Here is a 22047-nt window from a genome sequence, read left to right on the forward strand (position 1 = left end):
GGCGTGACGATTCCGTTCGCAGCCCGGACGGGCTGCGAATCGGTGATTCATTTCAGGTTTATTTACTGGTCAGTTTCAGGTTTTCAGCAGCCGGTTTGCCGTCGAAGGTGGTCACGCCTTCGAGCCAGCGTTGCTTGTCTTGCGGGTGATCTTTCAGCCATTGCTTCGCCGATTCGAAAGCGTCCTTGTGATCGAGCAATGGCTGCATCATCCGGCTCTCGTCTTCGGCGGTGTAGGTCAGGTTGCTCAGCAAACGACCGATGTTCGGGCATTGCTCGGCGTATTTCGGCGCGGTGACCGTCCAGACGGTGGCCATGCCTTCGTTCGGGCCGAGGGCGTCTTCGCTGCCGGTGAGGTAGGTCATTTGCACGTTGACGTTCATCGGGTGCGGGGCCCAGCCGAAGAACACCACAGCTTCCTTGCGCCGCACGGCGCGATCCACCGCCGCAAGCATGCCGGCTTCGCTGGACTCGACTAGCTGGAACTTCCCCAGGCCAAACTGGTTCTTGGCGATCATCGCCTTGATCTGAGTATTGGCGCCCGAGCCAGGCTCGATGCCGTAGATTTTGCCGCCCAGTTCCTTTTCAAACTTGGCGATGTCGGCAAAGGTTTTCAGGCCTTTGTCGGCGAGGTAAGTCGGCACGGCGAGGGTGGCGCGAGCATCCTTGAGGCTCGGTGCTTCCAGCACTTCGACCTGCTTGGCATCGACGAACGGGGTGATGGTCTGGGTCATCAGCGGGTTCCAGTAGCCCAGGAACAAGTCCAGACGCTGGTCGCGAATGCCGGCAAAGATGATTTGCTGGGAGGCGCTGGTCTGCTTGGTGTTGTAGCCGAGGCCATCGAGCAACACCTGGGTCATGGCGCTGGTAGCGATCACGTCGGTCCAGTTCACTACACCCATGCGCACGTTCTGGCACGACGCGGGTTCGGCCGCCATGACGCTGGCGCTCAAGAAAGCGGTACCGCTGAGTGCAAGAACACAGCTGCTGATCAGTCGTTTCATGTCGGGTTCCTCGGCAGGTCGTTATTGTGGGTTCCGGTGTCTGATGCGCCGGTGATGCCAAGTTACGCAGCAAAGCCCCTGTAAAAACGCACTGCGGCGACCAGCTCTTGCACTGCAGCGACCTGCGCCCTTGAATGCTCGTTGCAAGTGGCGTATCAACGTCAACACGCTAACCGCCCTCTCGTTACCTGGCCTCTTTTTACCTGCTAAGCGAGTGCGCTCCATGTCCCAGGATTTCTACTTCTTGTTGATGCCGGGTTTTTCGGCGATCGGTTTTATCTCGGCCATCGAGCCGCTGCGGGTCGCCAATCGCTTTCGCGGCGAGCTGTACCGCTGGCATGTGTTGAGCGCCGATGGCGGGGCGGTGTTGGCCAGTAACGGCATGTCGGTCAATGCCGATGTGGCGCTGGAACCCCTGAAGAAAGGCGCGACCTTGCTGGTGGTTGCCGGTTTCGAGCCGCTGAAGTTCGCCACTCCGGCACTGGAGCACTGGTTGCGTCGTTTGGATATCGAAGGCGTGACCCTCGGCGCCATCGACACCGGCAGCTTCATCCTCGCTGAAGCCGGTCTGCTCGATGGCCATCGCCTGACCTTGCACTGGGAAGCCATCGACGCCTTCAAGGAGTCTTATCCACAGCTGAGCGTCACTCAGGAGCTGTTCGAGATCGACCGCCGACGCATCACCTCCGCAGGCGGCACGGCTTCCATCGACCTGATGCTCGACCTCATCGGCCAGGCCCACGGCCCGGAACTGGCGATCCAGGTCAGCGAACAATTCGTACTCGGGCGCATCCGTCCGCGCAAAGACCACCAGCGCATGGAAGTCGCCACGCGTTATGGCATCAGCAACAAGAAACTGGTGCAGGTGATCGGGGAGATGGAGCAGCACAGCGAACCGCCGCTGAGTACACTGGCGCTGGCGGAATCGATCAAAGTGACCCGGCGCCAGCTGGAACGCCTGTTTCGCCTGCACCTGAACGACACACCGAGCAATTTCTACTTGCGGTTAAGGCTGGAGAAGGCGCGGCAGTTGCTGCGTCAGACGAACATGAGTGTGTTGGAAGTGAGCATCGCGTGCGGGTTTGAATCGCCGTCGTATTTCACCCGCAGTTATCGGGCAAGATTCGAGCGCTGCCCGCGTGAAGACCGCCGGCAAAGCCAGAAGGCCTGAAATCGCCCTCCTGTAGGAGCGAGGCTTGCCCGCGAAAGCGTCGTGTCAGGCAACAGTGATTTCGAATGTACCGGCCTCTTCGCGGGCAAGCCTCGCTCCTACAGAGATGTGGTTGTTTTTACTTCTTCATCAAGACCGAGCACGCCGCCTTGTACGCCTCATGCTGATATTTGTTCAGCGTCTCCGGCAATGCAAAATCGAACTTTTTATTCTGCGCATTGATTGTCTGCGGCGACAGCAGTGTCACCTCGCAATTTTCCAGCAGCTGGAAAATCCCCTCAATCTTGAACGTAGTCGGCCCACCGGCGAACTCGCCTTTCTTGCTGCGTTTCTTGATCGCGATCCGGTCGATGGAGTTCTCACGAACAAACGACGCCACCTGAGCGGCGAAGACTTTGACGTTGGCGGCTTCGTCGTCCTCATCGAGGGCGATTTTCTTGGTGGCGAGGGCGACGTGACTGAGCGCCTGGCCGTCGAGGGAGGCCACGGCGATGATCGCTTCGCTGCCTTTGATTTCGATGCCGCAGATTTTCATTTCAATCCCTTTTCCTGATGCTGGCGTTCAGCTTACAACTCTAGTTGGTTGGCGGTGATGCCAAAAGCTGCGGCAATTTTTTCACGGGTTGCCTTGCGGGGCTTGGAGACCGTTTCTTGCTGGGCGAAAGCCGGTTGGGAAATGCCCATGCGCTTGGCAACTTCATCCTGCGTAAGGTTCAGGTGTTCGCGCCAGGCGCGAATGGGCGTCGCGCCATCGACGATGCGACTGACCACTTCGTGGGGGATCAGATCGGGCTCGATCTTCTGCGCCACATACTGCGCGTAGGGAATGACCACGAACGCCGGTTTTCCCTCCGCGTCGTTGATGATTTGAATCTCAGTAGGTGCGTTCATCGCGTTTTTTGACCTCTTGAATACTGACCACTTTGATCGCGCCATCCCAGTCGAACATAACCCGATAACTACCGACTCGCAGTCGATAGGCGTAGTCATGACCGATCAGTGCTTTGACGTTGCCTACATCAGGCATGCCAGCTAGCGCCGTGATGGCATCATGAACCTGGATCTGATGAACGGAATGCAATTTCAAGAGCTGCTTAACGGCCTTTCGAGTCCAGTGAATGCTGTTCATGGAGAATATAAGTCTTTTATAAGATTTTGCGAATCTTTACTTATATTTTTCAGGTGGCCAACAAACGAAATTTGTCGGGATGTTGCTCGAAAATAGCTGCTTTAACCCTTACCCAGTGGGAGTTGTAGGTTTGCTCGGTGAAACCTGTGGGAAAGGTCTTGATTGAAGGTAAAAGCTGGTAGGGCTACCAGCTTTCGACGGACGATTCAGGATCACTCCTGCCCAATCGACTCCAAAAACTCCGACCGCTCGTCACTCATGCGCGCTATGCAATCATTCTGCGCAATGGTGAACGCTTTGCTACCGCTGGTCGCCGGAAATGCGTCCACTGCGCAATCGGCATCCCGGGTTTTCAGCCATTGCTGTTGCGCGGTCTTGATTTTGGCGGTGATGTCGGTCAGTTGCGCCTTGTTGTTGCCGTAAAGCGTTTGCATGCGCTCGGTCAGGCTCTGAAAGTTGTCGCTCAGCAGCTGTTCGGCGGTGGTTCTGCTGTAGGCCGAGCATTCCAGGGTCTGGATCTCGTTTTCGACAGCGTCGCAAGGGTTGTCGTCGGCCTCTTCAGCTGCGTGTACGCCAGTTGCCATCAGTGCCAAAGCCAGGAAGATCGATTTCATTGCGTCGCCGCCCTTAATTCAGTGATTACACCTAGTGATGCGGCGAATTCTGGCCCAAGCGGGCGGCCTTGGATAGGTAGGCAATGACGCCTGTTGACGACCCTTTGTCGCGGATTGACGCTTTCGGCAAACCCCCTGTCGTTTTTGCACCCGGCTACCCCTGCACCGAGGCATATGCTGGCCCCAAAGCGCCGGCACACGATTCGGCGCATGAATCGCTAATAGGGGACAGCCTGATGAGCCCAGCCGAATTGCACGCCGACAGCATCGTTATCGACGGGCTGATTATTGCCAAATGGAACCGCGAGCTGTTTGAAGACATGCGCAAGGGCGGTCTGACCGCGGCCAACTGCACCGTGTCGGTGTGGGAGGGCTTCCAGGCCACTGTCAACAACATCGCCGCCAGCCAGAAGCTGATCCGCGAGAACAGCGACCTGGTGATTCCGGTGCGCACCACCGCCGATATCCGCAAGGCCAAGGAACAGGGCAAGACCGGCATCCTCTTTGGCTTCCAGAATGCTCACGCGTTTGAAGACCAGATCGGCTATGTCGAGGTCTTCAAGCAGCTCGGCGTCGGTATCGTGCAGATGTGCTACAACACCCAGAATCTGGTCGGTACCGGTTGCTACGAGCGCGACGGCGGCCTGTCGGGTTTCGGTCGTGAAATCGTCGCTGAAATGAACCGTGTCGGCGTCATGTGCGACCTGTCCCACGTCGGTTCAAAGACCTCCGAAGAAGTCATCCTCGAATCCAAGAAGCCGGTCTGCTACTCCCATTGCCTGCCGTCGGGTCTGAAAGTACACCCGCGCAACAAGTCCGATGAAGAACTGAAGTTCATCGCCGATCACGGCGGTTTCGTCGGTGTGACCATGTTCGCGCCGTTCCTGGCCAAGGGCATCGATTCGACCATCGACGACTACGCCGAAGCGATCGAATACACCATGAACATCGTCGGCGAAGACGCCATCGGCATCGGCACCGACTTCACCCAGGGCCATGGCCAGGATTTCTTCGAATACCTGACCCATGACAAGGGCTACGCCCGCCGTCTGACCAGCTTCGGCAAGATCATCAACCCGCTGGGCATCCGCACCGTGGGCGAGTTCCCGAACCTGACCGAGACCCTGCTCAAACGCGGCCATTCCGAGCGTGTGGTGCGCAAGATCATGGGCGAGAACTGGGTGAATGTCCTCAAGGACGTCTGGGGCGAATAAGCCACCGCATTTCTGAATCCTTTCCCCCGGCCGTCCGTGCCGGGGGCAACACAACGAATTTTCTGGAGTTAAGTTTCCATGGCCAAGATCGCCCCGCAATTGCCAATCGAAGTCGACAGCGAAACCGGTGTCTGGACCTCTGACGCCCTGCCAATGCTGTACGTACCGCGTCACTTCTTCGTCAACAACCACATGGGCATCGAGGAAGTGCTGGGTGCCGACGCCTACGCTGAAATCCTCTACAAGGCCGGCTACAAGTCCGCCTGGCACTGGTGTGAAAAAGAAGCTGAATGCCATGGCCTGGAAGGCGTTGCAGTGTTCGAGCACTACATGAAGCGTCTGTCGCAACGCGGCTGGGGCCTGTTCAAGATCCAGGACATCGACCTCGACAAAGGCACCGCCAGCGTCAAGCTCGAACACTCCGCATTTGTCTACGTGTACGGCAAGGTCGGGCGCAAGGTCGACTACATGTTCACTGGCTGGTTCGCCGGCGCCATGGACCAGATTCTTCAGGCCCGTGGCAGCTCGATCCGCACCGTTGCAGAACAGGTTTACGGTGGCTCCGAAGAAGGCCACGACGACGGTTTGTTCACCGTCAAGCCGTTGTAAGTCGAGGAACCCGCCATGGCTTTCGAAGCAATGTTTCAACCGATTCAAATCGGCAAACTGACCATCCGCAACCGCGTGCTCAGCACCGCGCACGCCGAGGTCTATGCCACCGACGGCGGCATGACCACCGACCGGTATGTCAAGTATTACGAAGAGAAAGCCAAGGGCGGGATCGGCCTGGCGATTTGCGGCGGTTCCTCCAGTGTGGCCATCGACAGCCCGCAAGGCTGGTGGAAGTCGGTCAACCTGGCCGACGACCGGATCATTCCGCACTTCCAGAACCTGGCCGATGCCATGCACAAGCATGGCGCCAAGATCATGATCCAGATTACCCACATGGGCCGACGTTCGCGCTGGGACGGCGAGCATTGGCCAACCCTGTTGTCGCCATCGGGCATCCGTGAACCGGTGCACCGCGCGACCTGCAAAACCATCGAACCGGAAGAAATCTGGCGGGTAATCGGCAACTACGCAAGCGCAGCCGCACGGGCCAAGGCCGGTGGCCTGGACGGCGTCGAGCTGTCTGCCGTGCACCAGCACATGATCGACCAGTTCTGGAGCCCGCGGGTCAACAAGCGTACCGACGAATGGGGCGGCAGCTTCGAAAACCGCATGCGTTTCGGCCTGGAAGTGATCAAGGCTGTGCGCAAGGAAGTCGGTCCGGATTTCTGCGTCGGCATTCGTCTGTGCGGTGACGAATTCCACCCGGATGGCTTGTCCCACGAGGACATGAAACAGATCGCCAAGTACTACGACGACACCGGCATGATCGACTTCATCGGCGTCGTGGGCTCGGGTTGCGACACCCACAACACCTTGGCCAACGTTATCCCGAACATGAGTTATCCACCGGAGCCATTCCTGCATTTGGCCGCCGGTATCAAAGAAGTGGTGAAGGCTCCGGTTTTGCACGCGCAGAACATCAAGGATCCGAACCAGGCGACCCGTATTCTGGAAGGCGGCTACGTCGACATGGTCGGCATGACCCGCGCCCACATCGCCGACCCGCATTTGATCGCGAAGATCAAGATGGGCCAGGTCGACCAGATCAAACAATGCGTCGGCGCCAACTACTGCATCGACCGTCAGTACCAGGGCCTGGACGTCTTGTGCATCCAGAACGCCGCAACCTCCCGTGAATACATGGGCGTGCCGCACATCATCGAGAAATCGACCGGTGTGAAGCGCAAAGTCGTGGTGGTCGGTGCAGGTCCTGCCGGGATGGAAGCGGCTCGCGTGTCGGCCGAACGTGGCCACGACGTGACCCTGTTCGAGAAGAAAGAATTCATCGGCGGGCAGATCACTACCGCGTCGAAAGCTCCGCAGCGGGACCAGATCGCTGGCATCACTCGCTGGTTCCAGCTGGAACTGGCGCGTTTGAAAGTCGATCTGCGCCTGGGCGTGGCGGCGGATGCAGCGACCATTCTCGACCTGCGTCCGGACGTGGTGGTACTCGCTGTCGGCGGCCATCCGTTCCTGGAACAGAACGAACACTGGGGCGCGGCTGAAGGCCTGGTGGTCAGCAGCTGGGACATCCTCGACGGCAAGGTTGCACCGGGCAAGAACGTGCTGGTCTACGACACCATTTGCGAGTTCACCGGGATGTCGACGGCGGACTTCCTCGCCGACAAGGGCAGCCAGGTCGAGATCGTCACCGACGACATCAAACCGGGCGTGGCCATCGGCGGTACGTCGTTCCCGACTTACTACCGCAGCATGTACCCCAAAGAAGTGATCATGACCGGCGACATGATGCTGGAGAAGGTCTACCGCGAAGGCGACAAGCTGGTGGCGGTGCTGGAAAACGAATACACCGGCGCCAAAGAGGAGCGGGTGGTGGACCAGGTCGTCGTCGAAAACGGCGTGCGTCCGGACGAAGAAATCTACTACGCCATGAAGGAAGGCTCGCGCAACAAAGGCCAGATGGACATCGAAGCCCTGTTCGCGATCAAGCCGCAACCTTCGCTGAGTCAGGCGGGCGACGGCTACTTGCTGTTCCGTATCGGCGACTGCGTGGCCCAGCGCAACACCCACGCGGCGATCTATGACGCGTTGCGGTTGTGCAAGGATTTCTAAGAGCTTGTGGATAACCTGTAGGAGCGAGGCTTGCCCGCGAAGGCCGACTGACATTCAACATTGATGTTGGCTGATCCATCGCCTTCGCGGGCAAGCCTCGCTCCTACAGGGATTCGAGCAAGGCATCCAGGTAGTTTGGCCTGCAAGACCCTGCGGTCTTTGGGAGCTCCACATGTTGAACACCCTTCTTCCAATCCTGTTGTTCGCTGCCTTGGGCCTGGCTGTCCTGGGCGCGTTGCGGCGGGTGGCTATGTGGCGTCAGGGCCGGGCGTCGAAAGTCGACCTGATCGGCGGTCTGTTCGCCATGCCCAAACGCTACATGGTCGATTTGCACCACGTCGTCGCGCGGGACAAATATATTGCCAACACCCACGTTGCCACGGCCGGTGGTGCGGTGGCGTCCATTGTGCTGGCGATTCTGGTGCATGGTTTTGGCCTGCATAACCGCATCCTCGGTTATGCACTGCTGCTGATGTCGGCGGTGATGTTTGTTGGCGCGATCTTTATGTTCCTGCGCCGTCGCAACCCACCGGCCCGCTTGTCCAAAGGCCCGTGGATGCGCCTGCCGAAAAGCCTGATGGCGTTCTCGGCATCGTTCTTCCTGCTGACCCTGCCGGTCGCCGGCATCCTTCCGGAAAACTTCGGTGGCTGGATGGTCGCTGCGATCCTCGGCGTCGGTGTGCTGTGGGGCGTTAGCGAACTGTTCTTCGGCATGACCTGGGGCGGGCCGATGAAGCACGCCTTCGCCGGTGCCCTGCACCTGGCCTGGCACCGTCGCGCCGAACGCTTTGGCGGCGGTCGTTCCACCGGTTTGAAGCCGCTGGATCTGAATGACCCGAACGCGCCGCTCGGTGTGGAAAAACCCAAGGATTTCACCTGGAACCAACTGCTCGGCTTCGACGCCTGCGTGCAGTGCGGTAAATGCGAAGCGGCGTGCCCGGCCTTCGCTGCGGGTCAGCCGCTGAACCCGAAAAAGCTGATTCAGGACATGGTCGTTGGTTTGGCTGGCGGTACTGACGCCAAGTTCGCTGGTAGCCCTTATCCGGGCAAAGCCATTGGCGAACACGGTGGCAATCCGCATCAACCGATCGTCAACGGTCTGGTGGACGCTGAAACCCTGTGGTCTTGCACCACTTGCCGTGCCTGCGTCGAGGAATGCCCGATGATGATCGAGCACGTCGACGCCATCGTCGACATGCGTCGCCATCTGACTCTGGAAAAAGGCGCGACCCCGAACAAGGGTGCCGAAGTTTTGGAAAACCTGATCGCCACCGATAACCCTGGCGGCTTCGCGCCGGGTGGGCGGATGAACTGGGCGGCGGATTTGAACCTGAACCTGCTCAGCGAGAAGAAATCCACCGACGTGCTGTTCTGGGTCGGTGACGGTGCCTTCGACATGCGCAACCAGCGCACCCTGCGTGCCTTCGTCAAAGTGCTGAAAGCGGCCAAGGTCGACTTCGCGGTACTTGGGCTTGAAGAGCGTGACAGCGGTGACGTGGCACGACGCCTGGGCGACGAAGCGACATTCCAGCTGTTGGCCAAGCGCAACATCCAGACCCTAGCCAAGTACAGCTTCAACCGCATCGTCACCTGCGACCCGCACAGCTTCCATGTGCTGAAAAACGAGTACGGCGCCTTCGACGGCAACTACCTCGTGCAGCACCACAGCACCTACATGGCGGAGATCATTGGCGAAGGCGCCCTGAACCTCGGCCAGCACAAAGGCAGCAGCGTGACCTATCACGACCCGTGCTACCTCGGTCGCTACAACGGCGAATACGAGGCGCCGCGTGAAGTACTGCGCGCCCTGGGCATCGAGATCAAGGAAATGCAACGCTCCGGTTTCCGTTCACGCTGCTGCGGCGGCGGTGGCGGTGCACCGATTACCGACATTCCGGGCAAGCAGCGGATCCCCGACATGCGCATGGAAGACATCCGCGAAACCGGTGCCGAACTGGTGGCCGTGGGTTGCCCACAGTGCACCGCGATGCTCGAAGGCGTGGTCGAACCGCGTCCACTAATCAAGGACATCGCCGAACTGGTGGCCGACGCCCTGCTCGAAGACGCCGCGCCGGGAAAGCCTTCGGCACCGGCCAAACGTGAACCTGCGGAGGTGCATTGATGAGCGACATTATCCGCCGCGACCCACGCGCCGAATGGATCGCCCGCAACCGTCTGCACCCGCTGCACGCGGCCATGCAACCGGCGCAACACAGCTGGATGGGGCCTAACGGTGTCATCCGCAAGAACCCTCACGGGATCGGTTTTATCGGCCCCAACGGCATCAAGCGAATCGACCGCAGCGGCGCTCAGCAGGGCGGGGCGACCAAACGCTCGGCCGCGGTTGAAGTGCAATTGCCGCTGCATCAAGTGCCGCAACCTGCGTTCTACATCAGCGTGGTGCCGGACATGGTCGGCGGTCGCTTGAGCAGCCACGACCGCGACTTGCTCGGCCTGGCTCATCAGTTGGCCGGCAAGGACGGCGCGGTACTGGCCGTGATCTTCGGCGAGCACAAGGAAAACGCCTTCGCCACGGCGGGCGTTGACCGCTTGCTGGTACTGGAAGGCGACGAGTTCAGCGGTTATGCACCGGAGCAACGCGTCCAGGGCCTGCGGGCTGTGGATAACCAGTTCAACCCGCGTCACTGGTTGCTGCCGGACAGCCGCAGCAGTGGTGGCGAACTGGGTCGACGCTTTGCCGCCGCACTGGGCGAACGCCCGGCCACGCGGGTCTGGCAGGTCAAGGATCAGGAGTGCATCGGCCGCGCCGGTGCTGGTTTGCAGGATCTTGCACGTCCGGCCGCCCGCTTGATTCTGGCGGCTGCCGAATGCGCCGAACCGGTCAGCGAAACCCGTCACGAAGCCTTGCCAGTGGAGTTATCCACAGCAGTCGCCCGCAGCCTGTCGCGGATCGAAGATCTGGGCGCGGTGGCGGTGGACCCGGCGGCGATTCCGATGGCCGAAGCGGAGTTCATCTTCTCCGGCGGCAACGGGGTCAAGGACTGGGGACTTTTCCACAGGACGGCCGAGGCGTTGGGTGCGACCGAAGGTGCATCGCGCGTGGCGGTGGACGACGGCTTCATGGCCCGCGACCGTCAGGTCGGTGCGTCCGGTACTTGGGTCACGGCACGGGTTTACGTGGCGGTGGGTATTTCCGGGGCGATCCAGCACCTGCAAGGCATCGGTGCCTGCGACAAGGTGGTGGCGATCAACCTCGACCCGGGGTGCGACATGATCAAACGGGCCGACCTGTCGGTGATCGGTGAGAGCGCCGAGATTCTTCAAGCCTTGATCGATGCGGTAGAGGCTTACCGCAACGACGCCAAGCGCGATGCGGCTTAAGGGAAGGAAAGGGTTATGAGCACGAAAATCATTAGCCTGGTGTCCATCGGCGCCCACCCGACCTCCGGCCGGCCACGCCGTGCCGAGCAGGATGCACGAGCAGTTGAACTGGGCCTGCAACTGGCTGGGGATAACCTGCAAGTGCTGCATGCCGGTGACGTCGCGGAACCGGCACTGCGCGCTTATCTGGGCATGGGCCTGGAACAGTTGCACGTGCTGGAGCAACCGGTCGGTGCTGACGCGCTGCCAGCGCTGACCGCTTATCTGCGCGATGCCGGGGCTCAGGTAGTACTGACCGGCAGCCAGGCGGAAACCGGTGAAGGCTCGGGCATGCTGCCGTTCCTGTTGGCCGAAAGCCTTGGCTGGCCGCTGGTGGTGGGTTTGGCGCAGGTTGAATCCATCGACGGTGGTTCGGCGCTGGTACTGCAGGCCTTGCCTCGCGGGCAGCGTAGGCGCTTGAAAGTACGCCTGCCGTTTCTGGCGACTGTGGATAACGCAGCGCCCAAGCCTCGGCAGAGTGCCTACGGTCCGGCGCGGCGCGGGGTGTTGCAGGCGGATGAAGTCGAGGTGATCGACGATGAACTGCTGGCGGTGGCCACGCTGCAACCGGCCAAACCACGGCCCAAGCGCTTGAAAGTGATCAAGGCCAAGAGCGGTGCCGACCGCATGAAGGCCGCAACGGCCAAGGCCAGTGGCGGCGGTGGTCAGGTGCTCAAGGGCGTGAGCGCGCAGGCGGGCGCAGAAGCCATCCTCAAGTTGCTGATTGAAGAAGGCGTGGTCCGTCAGGGTTGAGCGAGTGCAACAACCGGTCATAAAACCGTTGGCCTGGCCGGTTGTGACGCATCAACCTGCACGCTAAAAAGGTCGCTCGTATTCTGTGGAGTCACATCAATGGCTGTTGAATTTCGTCCGGCTTTGCGCACGGATGCGCGCGAGATTGCCCGTTTGTTCCAGATTTCGTCAGAGGGCGCTTCGGATTACATCTGGAGCCAGCTGGCGGAGCCCGGGCAGGATCTGCTGGAAGTGGGTGCCGCTCGTTACGCCCGTGAAGATGTCGATTTCTCCTATCAGAACTGCCTGATCGCGCAGGCCGAGGGAGAGGTCATCGGCATGCTGCACAGCTACGTGATGCGCCACGATCCCCAGGCCGCTCCCGTGACCGACCCGGTCCTGGCACCCTATGCCACCATGGAAATCCCCGACACCCTCTATATTTCGAGCCTGGCCCTGCACGAGGGCTGGCGCAATCAGGGCTTGGGCAAACAGTTCCTCGCCTATGCCTACGACCGTGCCAACCGGTTGGGGCTCAACGGCTTGAGCTTGATCGACTATGCGGCGAACACCGGCGCCCGGCGGTTTTATGAGCGTCATGGCTTCCGGATCGTCGATACCTGCCAGATCACGCCCCACCCAATGATTCGGGTTACGGGTGAGGCTTATTTGATGTATCGGCCGTAAGGACATCGAACACCTGTGGGAGCGAGCCTGCTCGCGATGACGGACTGACATTCACCATCGATGTTGCCTGACCTGGGATTGCGCATTTACCCACAATCCCTGTTAGCGCTTCTGTGGATAACATGTTCGCCCCTCGCTACACCCCATGCCAATCAAGCCCTGCAGCCCTCCGTACAAAAAACAACCAGCCTAACCCACGGTTTTTTCGAGCTTTTTCCACAGAGTAACGTCGCTCACACGTCGATACTTGCCCCCAATCTCTGTTGGCGCTTCTGTGGATAAGATGTTCGCTGTCCGCTACAGGCTATATAAACCGAGGCTTTCAGTGAGTTGATCAAATAATGTTCAATTCGCGCTTTTCCCTCGTTAATCCTTCCGCAAACCCCGAATTCTCACGGCTTTCAGCAGTTTTCCACAGAGCCTGCAAAGTTGCCCCCAAAGTCTGTTGGTGCTTCTGTGGATAAGGTGTTCGCCATCCTCTGCACGTCATATAAACCGTGCCCTGCAGACTTCTGATCAAAAAACGATCAACGCTTGCATAAAACTCTGCTTCTGGATAAGTCACGGTTTTTCTTGGTTTTTTGTGAATATATTTGGCGCGTCATCCACAGTTGTCCCCAATAGCTGTGGGTGGAGATGTGGATAACTTGTTCGCTGAACCCTGCAAGCCACGGTCTGTATAGGCCCGAACGCGATAGATCAGATTTCATACAGGTCTAAGGCACTGCCTTGACTTCGATCTGTCGCCTGTCTTCACTTTCACGGCATAAGGACAGCCGTCTCTTATCCACATCTGGTTCAGGGAGAACGCGTGATGGATAGCCAGCGATATCGCTCGCACCCAAGCCCCTGCATGACCTGTGTTCCAAAACCTGCCTCCTTGCTGCGTAAACGAATTCATCGTCGCGCCGCCAATCAGCGCGCTCGCCTATAGCGCCTGAGCCTTTTATCCATGCCAAAACGCAGCTGCCATTGAGGCCCGACCGTGCCCGGTGACCAGGTGTTCGTTCATCTATCGATTGCAGGCAACCACAGAGTTGCCCATCTGCCTGAGAGGAAATGAGTCATGACACGGATTGCCACGCCCATCAGCGACATCAAGGAACATTACGACGTGATCGTCATCGGCTCCGGCTACGGTGGCGGGATCGCGGCGTCGCGCCTGTCCCGGGCCGGCAAGCGGGTGTGCCTGCTGGAGCGGGGCCGGGAAATCCAGCCCGGCGAATACCCCAATACGATGCTGGCGGCCACCGAAGAGCTGCAAGTCCATGACCCGGACGGGCACATCGGTTCGCGCACCGGGCTGTTCGACCTGCACGTCAACGCCCAGCAAAACGTGGTGGTCGGTTGTGGCCTGGGCGGCACATCCTTGATCAACGCCAACGTCGCGCTGGAGCCGGAGCCCGGTGTGTTTGACGATCCGCGGTGGCCGCTGGCGGTACGTGAGCATCGCGACACCTTGCTCAAGGACGGTTACGCCCGGGCCCGGGAGATGCTCAAGCCCAATCCCTACCCGAAAACTGCTCCGACCTTGCCCAAACTCGAGGCTAACCAGAAGTCCGCCGACTACCTCAAGCAAGGCGCGCACTTCTACAAGCCGCCGATCAACGTGACCTTCGACAAACTGCCGAACAACCTCAACCACGTCGGTGTCGAGCAATTACCGTGCAACCACTGCGGCGACTGCGTGTCGGGCTGTAACAACAAGGCCAAGAACACCACGCTGATGAATTACCTGCCGGATGCCTGGAACCACGGCGCAGAGATTTTCTGCCAGGCCGAGGTGCGGCATCTGGAGCGCGACGCCGACGGCGACGGTTGGATCGTGCACTTCCAATACCTGGACAGTGGCCGCGAGAAATTCTCCGCGCCGACGCTGTTCGTCAAGGCTGACATTGTCGTGGTGTCGGCGGGCACGCTGGGCTCCACCGAAATCCTCCTGCGCTCCCGGGACAAAGGTCTGGCGACGTCCAATCAGCTTGGCGAGAACATGAGCGGCAACGGTGACATTCTCGGTTTTGGCCATAACTGCGACCAAGCGATCAACGGCATCGGTTTTGGCGCGCATCCGGCCAATGAAATGAAACCGGTCGGCCCGTGCATCACCTCGATCATCGACATGCGCACCGAAGGCGACTGGCGCAGCCGCATGGTCATCGAAGAAGGCTCGATCCCCGGCGCGCTAGGCCGGCCGATGGTGCCGAGCATGGCCGCGTTCGCCGGGTTGATCGGCAAACCCACCGATGACAGTTTCACCGGCAAGCTCAAGTATGCCGAGCGTGAAGCCGAGAGCTTCCTGCGTGGCCCGTATCACGGCGCCCTGCACAACATGCAGACCTACCTGATCATGAGCCACGACGACGGCAAGGGTCGCATGGTGCTCGACAGCAAGGATCAACTGCGCATCGACTGGCCGGGCGTCGGCGAGCAGGAAAACGTCAAACTCGGCAACGAGCGGCTGCACCAGAGCACCAAGGCGTTGGGCGGGATCTGGGTCGAGAACCCGATCTGGACCGAGCTGCTCAAACACAGCATCGTTTCCGTTCACCCATTGGGCGGTTGCGTGATGGGCGAGGACGCGGAGCAGGGCGTGGTCAACCACAAGGGGCAGGTATTCAGCAGCGCCAGTGGCACCAATGTCTATGCCGGGTTGTACGTGGCCGACGGCGCGGTGATTCCAACTTCCCTGGCGGTCAATCCGCTGCTGACCATCTCCGCCGTGAGCGAGCGCAACATGGGCCTGCTGGCGGCCGATCGCGGCTGGCACATCGACTACACGCTGCCCTCGGCACCGCGCAAACAGGTGGCGCCACCGACCCTCGGCGTGCAGTTCACCGAAACCATGAAGGGCTATTTCTCCAAGGACTTCACTCAGCCTCAAGGCACCGATCTCAAGCTCTACGAAGCGGCGGCCAAACGCGGCGAGTCGGAGAACTCGCCGATCGAGTTCACCCTGACCATCACCGCCAACGACCTCAACCGCATGATCAAGGAGCCGGAGCACGCGGCGACGCTGGTCGGCACGCTCAATGCGCCGGGTCTGTCGCCGGAACCGCTGACCGCCAGCAATGGCGTGTTCAACCTGTTCGAGGAATATCAGGAACAGGTCGGCGTGCGGCACATGAATTACGACATGAAACTGACCGCCGAGGACGGCAGCGATTATTACTTCAGCGCGTTCAAGACCGTGCCCGAAGACAATGGCGTGCTGAACGTCTGGCACGACACCAGCACCCTCTACGTGACGCTGTATCGCGGGCCGGACAAAACCGGTGAGGTGATTGGCTCGGGTGTGATGCACATTCAACCGGCCGATTTCGCCAAGCAGATGACCACCATGAAGGTGCTTAACGCGCGCAACGAACGCGAGCGCATCGAAGGGTTGGCGCGGTTCGGCAAGTTCTTCGCCGGCATCTTGTGGGAGAGCTACGGCGGGGTGTTCGCTGGTGACATCTACTTCAACCCCGATGCACCGCCGCGGCAGAAACGCCCGCTGGATGCGCCGACGCCGAGCGTGCAGTTCTTCCAGACCGAAGACAGCGTCCAGCTACGCCTGACCCGCTATCAGGGAGGCAGCAAAGGGCCGGTGATGCTGGTGCATGGCTTGGGCGTGGGCTCGAATATTTTCTCCACCGACACCATCCAGACTAACCTGCTGGAGTTCTTGTGCAAGCACGAGTACGACGTCTGGCTGCTGGATTTCCGGGTCAGCATTCTGATACCGGCCAGCAAGCACGAATGGAACGGCGATCAGATTGCGCAGTACGACTTCAAGGCTGCCATCGCGCAGATCCAGCAGGCAACCAAGGCGGCGGATGTGCAATGCGTGGTGCATTGCTACGGGGCGACGACTTTCTTCATGTCGCTGCTGGCCGGGTTGCAGGGCGTGCGTTCGGTGGTGTGTTCGCAGATCGCCGCGGATACGGTGGTCGCCACGGCAACGGGGCTCAAGGCCGGTCTGCACCTTCCGGGGATGCTCGACGCCATTGGCATCAAATCCCTGACCGCGTATGCCGACAACAAGGAGAGCTGGTTCAACAAACTCTACGACAAGGCCCTCAACGTCTACGCCCGCATCGAGGCCCAGGGCTACTGCACCAACCCGGTATGCCATCGCATCACCTTCATGTACGCGTCGCTGTACCGCCACGACACGCTCAACGAGACCTTGCATGACAACCTGCATGAGCTGTTCGGCGAATCGAACATGCAGACCTTCGAGCACTTGGCGTTGATCCTGCGCAAAGGCCATCTGGTGGACTTCAAGGGCCAGGACGTCTACATGCCGCACTTCGACCGGCTGACCATGCCGATTTGCTTCATCAGCGGCGAAGACAACCAATGCTACCTGCCGGAAAGCACGCTCAAGACTTATGAGCGCGTGTGCAAAGCCCATGGACCGGAGCGCTACAGCCGGCATGTGGTGCCGGGTTACGGGCATATCGACTGCATGTTCGGCAAGAATGCGGTGCTCGATGTGTACCCGATCATCCTGCAACACCTGGAGAAAACCGCACTCGGTTGACACCGCTTACCTGTGGCGAGGGAGCTTGCTCCCGCTGGGCTGCGAAGCAGCCCCAAAGCCTAAAGACGCGATCTATCAGATGCACTGCGTTTTCTGGATTTACGACTGCTTCGCAGCCGAGCGGGAGCAAGCTCCCTCGCCACAAAAGCCGTGTGCTGACTTGGGATTGGCGACTACAAGGAAATGGATGCCATGGACAGTTACATCCGCTGGTTTCAACGCTTCATCTGGATAGGCATCGTGATGAACATGGTCTTCGCGATTCCGGCGCTGTTCGCGCCGGCGTTGCTGACCTCGATGCTCGGGATGCCACCGCAGCTCTCCGATCCATGGCTGGAAAACGCCGGCATGCTGCTGGTGGGGATCAGCCTGTTCTACATGCCATCAGGCTTCAACGCGCCAAAATACGTCGTGCATTCGTGGCTGTGCGTGTTGTCGCGACTGGTCGCCGTGGCGTTCTGGATCTACCTGATCAACACCAGCAACCAGGCTCAGGTATTCGTGCCGATGCTGCTGGGCGATCTGAGCATGTTCCTGATCCTCGGGATTCTGCTGTACCTGGGCAGCGCGCCGGCCAATCGGCCCCTGGCGTTGCTTCGCGACGGCTGGCTTGAGTGGCGCGCAGCGTGGGCGCGACGCTGGCAGCGGCACAGCTACAAAGTCGCCACGCTGGTCGTGGTGCTGGCGCTGGGATTTATCGGCTACGAAACCTGGTACCAGATGCTGCGAGTGGTGCCGGCAGAGCAATACGCCTCCGATGAGGATCACTACAAGTACGGCGCCATCGGCCTGGGCATCGAAGCGCGGATTCCCTATTATCTGTTCGCCGTATTGCCGCAGATGTGCCCGGATAAGCTGCCGAAACTCGGCGGTTACGAAGTCTTCGGTTTCCTCTACGAGAACGGCAAGGACCTGCCGATCGGCATGGCCAAGCGGCAGATTGGCTACCCGACCGTGGAGCCCAACTGCGCCCTGTGCCACACCGGTTCCTACCGGGCCAATACCAGCGACGTCGCCATCCCGGTGGCCACTGCGCCGGCCAATACCCTGCAACTGCAGGCCTTCCAGTGGTTCGCCTACAATTGCGCCAGCGACCCGAAATTCACCCCCGACGCGGTGATGACGGCGATCAACAGCAAGTTCCAGCTCGGGTTCTTCGAGCGGTTGTACAACCGCTACGTGATCATTCCGATGGCCACGAGCGCGCTGGTCAAGCAGAAGCAGGCCTATGCCTGGCAACGCCTGCGCGCACCGCAAGGGCCGGGGCGCACCGACACCTTCAACCCGACGAAAATGGTGGTGTTCGGCTTCCCGGATGACTCGACCATCGGCACCGTCGACTTGCCGCAAGTCTGGAATCAGAAGCCTCGGGAGTCGCTGTACCTGCACTGGGACGGCAACAACAACGACATCCATGAGCGCAACTACGCGGCGGCCATGGCCGTGGGTGCGACGCCGGAGTCAGTGTTGCCGGACAGTTTCAACCGGGTGACCAACTGGTTGCTGGGCCACAAGGCGCCGGCATGGCCGTTCGCGCTGGATCAGGCCAAAGTCGCGCGGGGCAGACCGGTCTGGGAAAACAACTGCGCCGGTTGCCATGATTTCGGCCGCACCGACACCGGTCAGGTCACCACCAGCATTGATGAACTGGGCACCGATCCCCATCGGCTGAACTCGTTCACCAATGGTTTAGTGACGGCTTTCCATGGCTTCAAGAAATCGCCGTTCGACTTTGGCGCCTATCGCAAGACCCAGAGCTACAGCAACACGCCCACCGACGGCGTCTGGTTGCGCGCGCCGTACTTGCACAACGGTTCGGTACCGACCCTGTGGGACTTGCTGCAACCACCGGAAAAGAGGCCGCTGGTGTTCTTCACCGGCTCTGATGTGTACGACCAGGACAAGGTCGGCTTCGTCACCAGTGGCCAGCAGATGAAGGCCTCGGCGGACTTCAAATACGACACCCGTCTGGAGGGCAACCACAACGGCGGCCACCTGTACGGCACGCAGCTGTCGGAACTCGATAAGCGGGCGCTCATCGAGTTCATGAAAACCCTGTGATTCCACTACGGATGGAGGAAAGCGACATGTCATTGGTCAGTCATTGGGAACACGAGTACGACAAGGTCAAGCTACGCGTACATGGCTTGTTCACCCGTTTGGAAATGGCCTGGAAAAAGCTCGTCAGCGAGCTTGAGCCGGAGGAGTTCGAGGCTATCGTCGCGCTGCTGCAGCGGGGGCACGATCAGGCGCAATACGTGCTCAAGCACGGCGATATGCCGGACGATCAGCCGAGTGTGCCGTGGGAGTTGGCCCATGGCTTGTCGATCCTGCACATCGGTAACGCCAGCCCCTTGCCGCAATCGGTAGACGAGCTGCAAACCCGCGTGCTCAAGGACGGCAGCCTGCTCGGTTGTCGCAAATGGGAGCTGCTGGATCTGTTGTGGAGCGAGGCATTGCTCAAGTGGATCGAGAACCTGCGGCATCACGCGCCGTTCGCCACCACCCCGGCGTTGATGCGCATGGACAGTGACGTGACCCTGGCCATCGCCGGCGACTGGGGCACCGGGCCGTTCGATAGCCACGCCCCGGCGGTCTCAGTCGCCAACCAGATGCAACTGGCCCAGGCCGATTTCACCATTCACCTGGGGGACGTGTACTACGCGGGCACCCGCTCTCAGGAGGACGTCGACATGGTCGGCTGGCCCATGGGCAAGCACGGCTCGTTCACCCTCAACTCCAATCACGAGATGTACAGCGGCGCCCATGGCTACTTCAAGGAACTGGCCAAGCGTTTCCCGGCGCAGCAGGGCACCAGTTATTTTGCGTTGTACAACGATGACTGGCTGGTGATCGGGCTCGACACGGCTTACGCCTCGGATGCGATCAACCTGTACATGGACGGTGCACTGAACAAGCAGCAGATCGACTGGATGAAAGACTTGCCCCAGCGCAAGAAGATCATGGTGCTCAGTCATCACCAGGGTTTCGACATTACCGGGCACAACAAGACGGCGCTGTATCAACCGGTGTGCGATGCCTTGGGCCGCGAGCCGGATTATTGGTATTGGGGGCATTTGCACAACGGCATCTGCTACGCCGCTCAAGGCGGGTTGCATGCACGCTGCGCCGGGCATGGGGCGATTCCCTACGGCAATGCCAGTGAGCTGAACGGGCATTCGCGGGTGTTGTGGTCGGAAACGCAAAATGCGCGGGATGAGGCGTACCCGGATCGGGTGTTGAACGGTTATGTGAAAGTGCGGCTGGTGGGGGAGAACATCGAAGAGACGTTTATTGGCGAGGATGGGTCGGTGCGGTGGTCTTCGTCAGCCCGTTGATTTGGGGTGACGGATAGGCCGTCATCGCGAGCAGGCTCGCTCCCACAAGGGATCTTCAGTGCACATAGATCCAGTGTGGGAGCGAGCCTGCTCGCGATGCTTTTGCTCTTAGCCTTGAACCGGAACCCCTTTGAGGTACGGCGCAGGCTCGGCCCCAAGGTTGTTCAGCAACCGCTCGCTGTACCAATCCACAAAGTTCACCACGCCAAACTCATAGGTCTTGGAGTAAGGCCCTGGCTGGTACGCGGTGGAGTTGATCCCGCGCTGGTTTTCTTCGGCCAGGCGACGGTCCTGGTCGTTGGTCGCATCCCAGACCTGGCGCATGCGCTCCACGTCGTAGTCCACGCCTTCGACCGCGTCCTTGTGCACGATCCACTTGGTGGTGACCATGGTTTCCTGAGCGCTGATCGGCCACACGGTGAACACGATGATGTGGTCGCCCATGCAGTGGTTCCACGAGTGTGGCAGGTGCAGGATGCGCATCGAACCCAGGTCCGGGTTCTTGATGCGGCCCATGAGTTTGGCGCAGCCCTGTTTGCCGTCCATGGTCATCGACACGGTGCCCTTGAGCAGCGGCATGCGCACGATGCGGTTACGCAGGCCGAAACTGGCGTGGGCGTAAGGGATCTTCTCGGCTTCCCAGGCAGCGGCGGAGGCAGCGACGTGGTCCTTGAAGGCCTGGTCGGCACGCGGGTCGGTGACGTCGTCCCATTCCAGCAGGGTTTTCAACAGTTCCGGGTGCGACGCGTTGCAGTGGTAGCACTCGCGGTTGTTTTCCAGCACCAGTTTCCAGTTGGCTTTCTCCATCAAGGTGGTGGTAATCGCCACCTTGGTGTTCTCCATGTCGTACGGTTCCATGTAATGGTTCAGCGTCGACAGGAAGTCATCAATGGCCGGCGGGTTCTCCGACAGGCTGATGAAGATGTAACCGCCAGCGGTTTTCACATTCACCGGTTTGAGGCCGTACTGCTTCATGTCGAAGTCGGCGCCCATTTCGGTACCGGCGAACAACAGGCGACCGTCCAGCTCGTAGGTCCACTGGTGGTAGTGGCAGACCAGTTTGGCGACTTTGCCTTTTTCGCTGGTGCACAGCCGTGAACCACGGTGACGGCAGACGTTGTGGAACGCATGGACCACGCCGTCGGCACCACGAATCACGATGATCGGGTTCTTGCCGACTTGCAGGGTCAGGTAGTTGCCCTTGGTCGGGATCTCGCAGGTCATGCCGGCGATCAACCACTCTTTCTGGAAGATTTCCTGCATGTCGATATCAAACAGCCGCTCGTCAGAGTAAAACGGCTGCGGCAGCGAGAAAGTGCGCTCGCGCTCTTGCAGCATCTGCGCGGTGGCCTTGCGTGCGGGTTCCAGCGGATCGCCCAGGCTGATTTTTGCGGTGACGTCCATCGTGTGTTTCCTCAAGGCCATCTGCGTGGCCGCGAAAGTGGCTGATCAGGTTTGCTACGCAAGGTGTAAAGGTTGTGTCTTGGTATGGAGCGAGTGTGGGGCCGGCGCTCGCCAGAACCTTATCCATGGGCGACATGGCCCAATCTGTTCCCGACGCGCAACCC

At 60.0% G+C, this 22047-nt stretch carries 18 protein-coding genes; 11 read left to right on the forward strand and 7 right to left on the reverse strand.

Features of this window, described 5'->3' with window-relative positions; translation table 11 throughout:
* Nucleotides 1-58: 58 nt before the first annotated feature.
* Nucleotides 59-1003 carry a choline ABC transporter substrate-binding protein gene (locus PMI18_RS01185; protein ID WP_007907536.1) on the reverse strand — a complete coding sequence of 315 codons (945 nt, stop codon included), beginning with the start codon at nucleotides 1001-1003 and terminating at the stop codon, nucleotides 59-61.
* Between the two features lie 223 nt (nucleotides 1004-1226).
* Here PMI18_RS01185 and PMI18_RS01180 point away from each other — a divergent pair, with 223 nt between their 5' ends.
* Complete coding sequence (locus PMI18_RS01180; protein ID WP_007907537.1) at nucleotides 1227-2174, forward strand: GlxA family transcriptional regulator; 948 nt, start codon at nucleotides 1227-1229, stop codon at nucleotides 2172-2174.
* Between the two features lie 118 nt (nucleotides 2175-2292).
* Here PMI18_RS01180 and PMI18_RS01175 read toward each other — a convergent pair whose 3' ends face one another.
* The 4 genes from PMI18_RS01175 to PMI18_RS01160 form a co-directional block, all read right to left on the reverse strand.
* Nucleotides 2293-2709 carry a DUF3010 family protein gene (locus PMI18_RS01175; protein WP_007907538.1) on the reverse strand — a complete coding sequence of 139 codons (417 nt, stop codon included), beginning with the start codon at nucleotides 2707-2709 and terminating at the stop codon, nucleotides 2293-2295.
* A gap of 32 nt (nucleotides 2710-2741) precedes the next feature.
* Nucleotides 2742-3065 carry a helix-turn-helix domain-containing protein gene (locus PMI18_RS01170; protein WP_007907539.1) on the reverse strand — a complete coding sequence of 108 codons (324 nt, stop codon included), beginning with the start codon at nucleotides 3063-3065 and terminating at the stop codon, nucleotides 2742-2744.
* Nucleotides 3049-3303: a type II toxin-antitoxin system RelE family toxin gene (locus PMI18_RS01165; protein ID WP_007907540.1), complete on the reverse strand. Its 255-nt coding sequence runs from the start codon at nucleotides 3301-3303 to the stop codon at nucleotides 3049-3051. Before PMI18_RS01165 ends, PMI18_RS01170 begins: the two co-directional genes overlap by 17 nt.
* A gap of 212 nt (nucleotides 3304-3515) precedes the next feature.
* Nucleotides 3516-3917 (reverse strand): lysozyme inhibitor LprI family protein, encoded by a 402-nt coding sequence (locus PMI18_RS01160; protein ID WP_007907541.1) that lies wholly within the window; start codon nucleotides 3915-3917, stop codon nucleotides 3516-3518.
* Between the two features lie 236 nt (nucleotides 3918-4153).
* On the opposite strand from PMI18_RS01160, the gene PMI18_RS01155 reads away from it, so the two are divergent.
* From PMI18_RS01155 to PMI18_RS01125, 7 genes are all read left to right on the forward strand, one after another.
* Nucleotides 4154-5131, forward strand: a complete 978-nt coding sequence (locus PMI18_RS01155) for a dipeptidase (RefSeq protein WP_007907542.1) — start codon at nucleotides 4154-4156, stop codon at nucleotides 5129-5131.
* A 78-nt stretch (nucleotides 5132-5209) separates the two neighbouring features.
* Complete coding sequence (locus tag PMI18_RS01150; RefSeq protein ID WP_007907543.1) at nucleotides 5210-5740, forward strand: DUF5943 domain-containing protein; 531 nt, start codon at nucleotides 5210-5212, stop codon at nucleotides 5738-5740.
* Nucleotides 5741-5755: 15 nt separating this feature from the next.
* Nucleotides 5756-7816 (forward strand): dimethylglycine demethylation protein DgcA, encoded by a 2061-nt coding sequence (gene dgcA, locus PMI18_RS01145; RefSeq protein ID WP_007907545.1) that lies wholly within the window; start codon nucleotides 5756-5758, stop codon nucleotides 7814-7816.
* Nucleotides 7817-7988: 172 nt separating this feature from the next.
* Nucleotides 7989-9938, forward strand: a complete 1950-nt coding sequence (dgcB, locus tag PMI18_RS01140; RefSeq protein ID WP_007907546.1) for a dimethylglycine demethylation protein DgcB — start codon at nucleotides 7989-7991, stop codon at nucleotides 9936-9938.
* Nucleotides 9938-11158 (forward strand): electron transfer flavoprotein subunit alpha, encoded by a 1221-nt coding sequence (etfA, locus tag PMI18_RS01135; RefSeq protein ID WP_007907547.1) that lies wholly within the window; start codon nucleotides 9938-9940, stop codon nucleotides 11156-11158. Before dgcB ends, etfA begins: the two co-directional genes overlap by 1 nt.
* A 15-nt stretch (nucleotides 11159-11173) precedes the next feature.
* Nucleotides 11174-11950, forward strand: coding sequence for an electron transfer flavoprotein subunit beta (gene etfB / locus PMI18_RS01130; RefSeq protein ID WP_007907548.1), 777 nt, complete (start codon nucleotides 11174-11176; stop codon nucleotides 11948-11950).
* A gap of 99 nt (nucleotides 11951-12049) precedes the next feature.
* Nucleotides 12050-12616: a GNAT family N-acetyltransferase gene (locus PMI18_RS01125; RefSeq protein ID WP_007907549.1), complete on the forward strand. Its 567-nt coding sequence runs from the start codon at nucleotides 12050-12052 to the stop codon at nucleotides 12614-12616.
* A gap of 334 nt (nucleotides 12617-12950) precedes the next feature.
* Here PMI18_RS01125 and PMI18_RS31150 read toward each other — a convergent pair whose 3' ends face one another.
* Nucleotides 12951-13181: a hypothetical protein gene (locus PMI18_RS31150; protein ID WP_157221692.1), complete on the reverse strand. Its 231-nt coding sequence runs from the start codon at nucleotides 13179-13181 to the stop codon at nucleotides 12951-12953.
* A 501-nt stretch (nucleotides 13182-13682) separates the two neighbouring features.
* Here PMI18_RS31150 and PMI18_RS01120 point away from each other — a divergent pair.
* The 3 genes from PMI18_RS01120 (at nucleotide 13683) to PMI18_RS01110 (ending at nucleotide 20479) form a co-directional block, all read left to right on the forward strand.
* Nucleotides 13683-17141 carry a GMC oxidoreductase gene (locus PMI18_RS01120; protein WP_007907550.1) on the forward strand — a complete coding sequence of 1153 codons (3459 nt, stop codon included), beginning with the start codon at nucleotides 13683-13685 and terminating at the stop codon, nucleotides 17139-17141.
* Between the two features lie 192 nt (nucleotides 17142-17333).
* The gene (locus PMI18_RS01115) at nucleotides 17334-19202 is read left to right on the forward strand and encodes a hypothetical protein (RefSeq protein WP_007907551.1); all 1869 of its coding nucleotides are present in this window, start codon (nucleotides 17334-17336) and stop codon (nucleotides 19200-19202) included.
* A 26-nt stretch (nucleotides 19203-19228) separates the two neighbouring features.
* Entirely contained in the window at nucleotides 19229-20479 is a 1251-nt protein-coding gene (locus PMI18_RS01110) for a metallophosphoesterase family protein (protein ID WP_007907552.1), read from the forward strand.
* Between the two features lie 108 nt (nucleotides 20480-20587).
* On the opposite strand, the gene gbcA is transcribed toward PMI18_RS01110, so the two are convergent.
* Complete coding sequence (gbcA, locus tag PMI18_RS01105; protein WP_007907553.1) at nucleotides 20588-21883, reverse strand: glycine-betaine demethylase subunit GbcA; 1296 nt, start codon at nucleotides 21881-21883, stop codon at nucleotides 20588-20590.
* Between the last annotated feature and the right edge of the window lie 164 nt (nucleotides 21884-22047).

Source organism: Pseudomonas sp. GM102 (assembly GCF_000282555.1).
In the GTDB taxonomy this organism is placed as follows: domain Bacteria; phylum Pseudomonadota; class Gammaproteobacteria; order Pseudomonadales; family Pseudomonadaceae; genus Aquipseudomonas.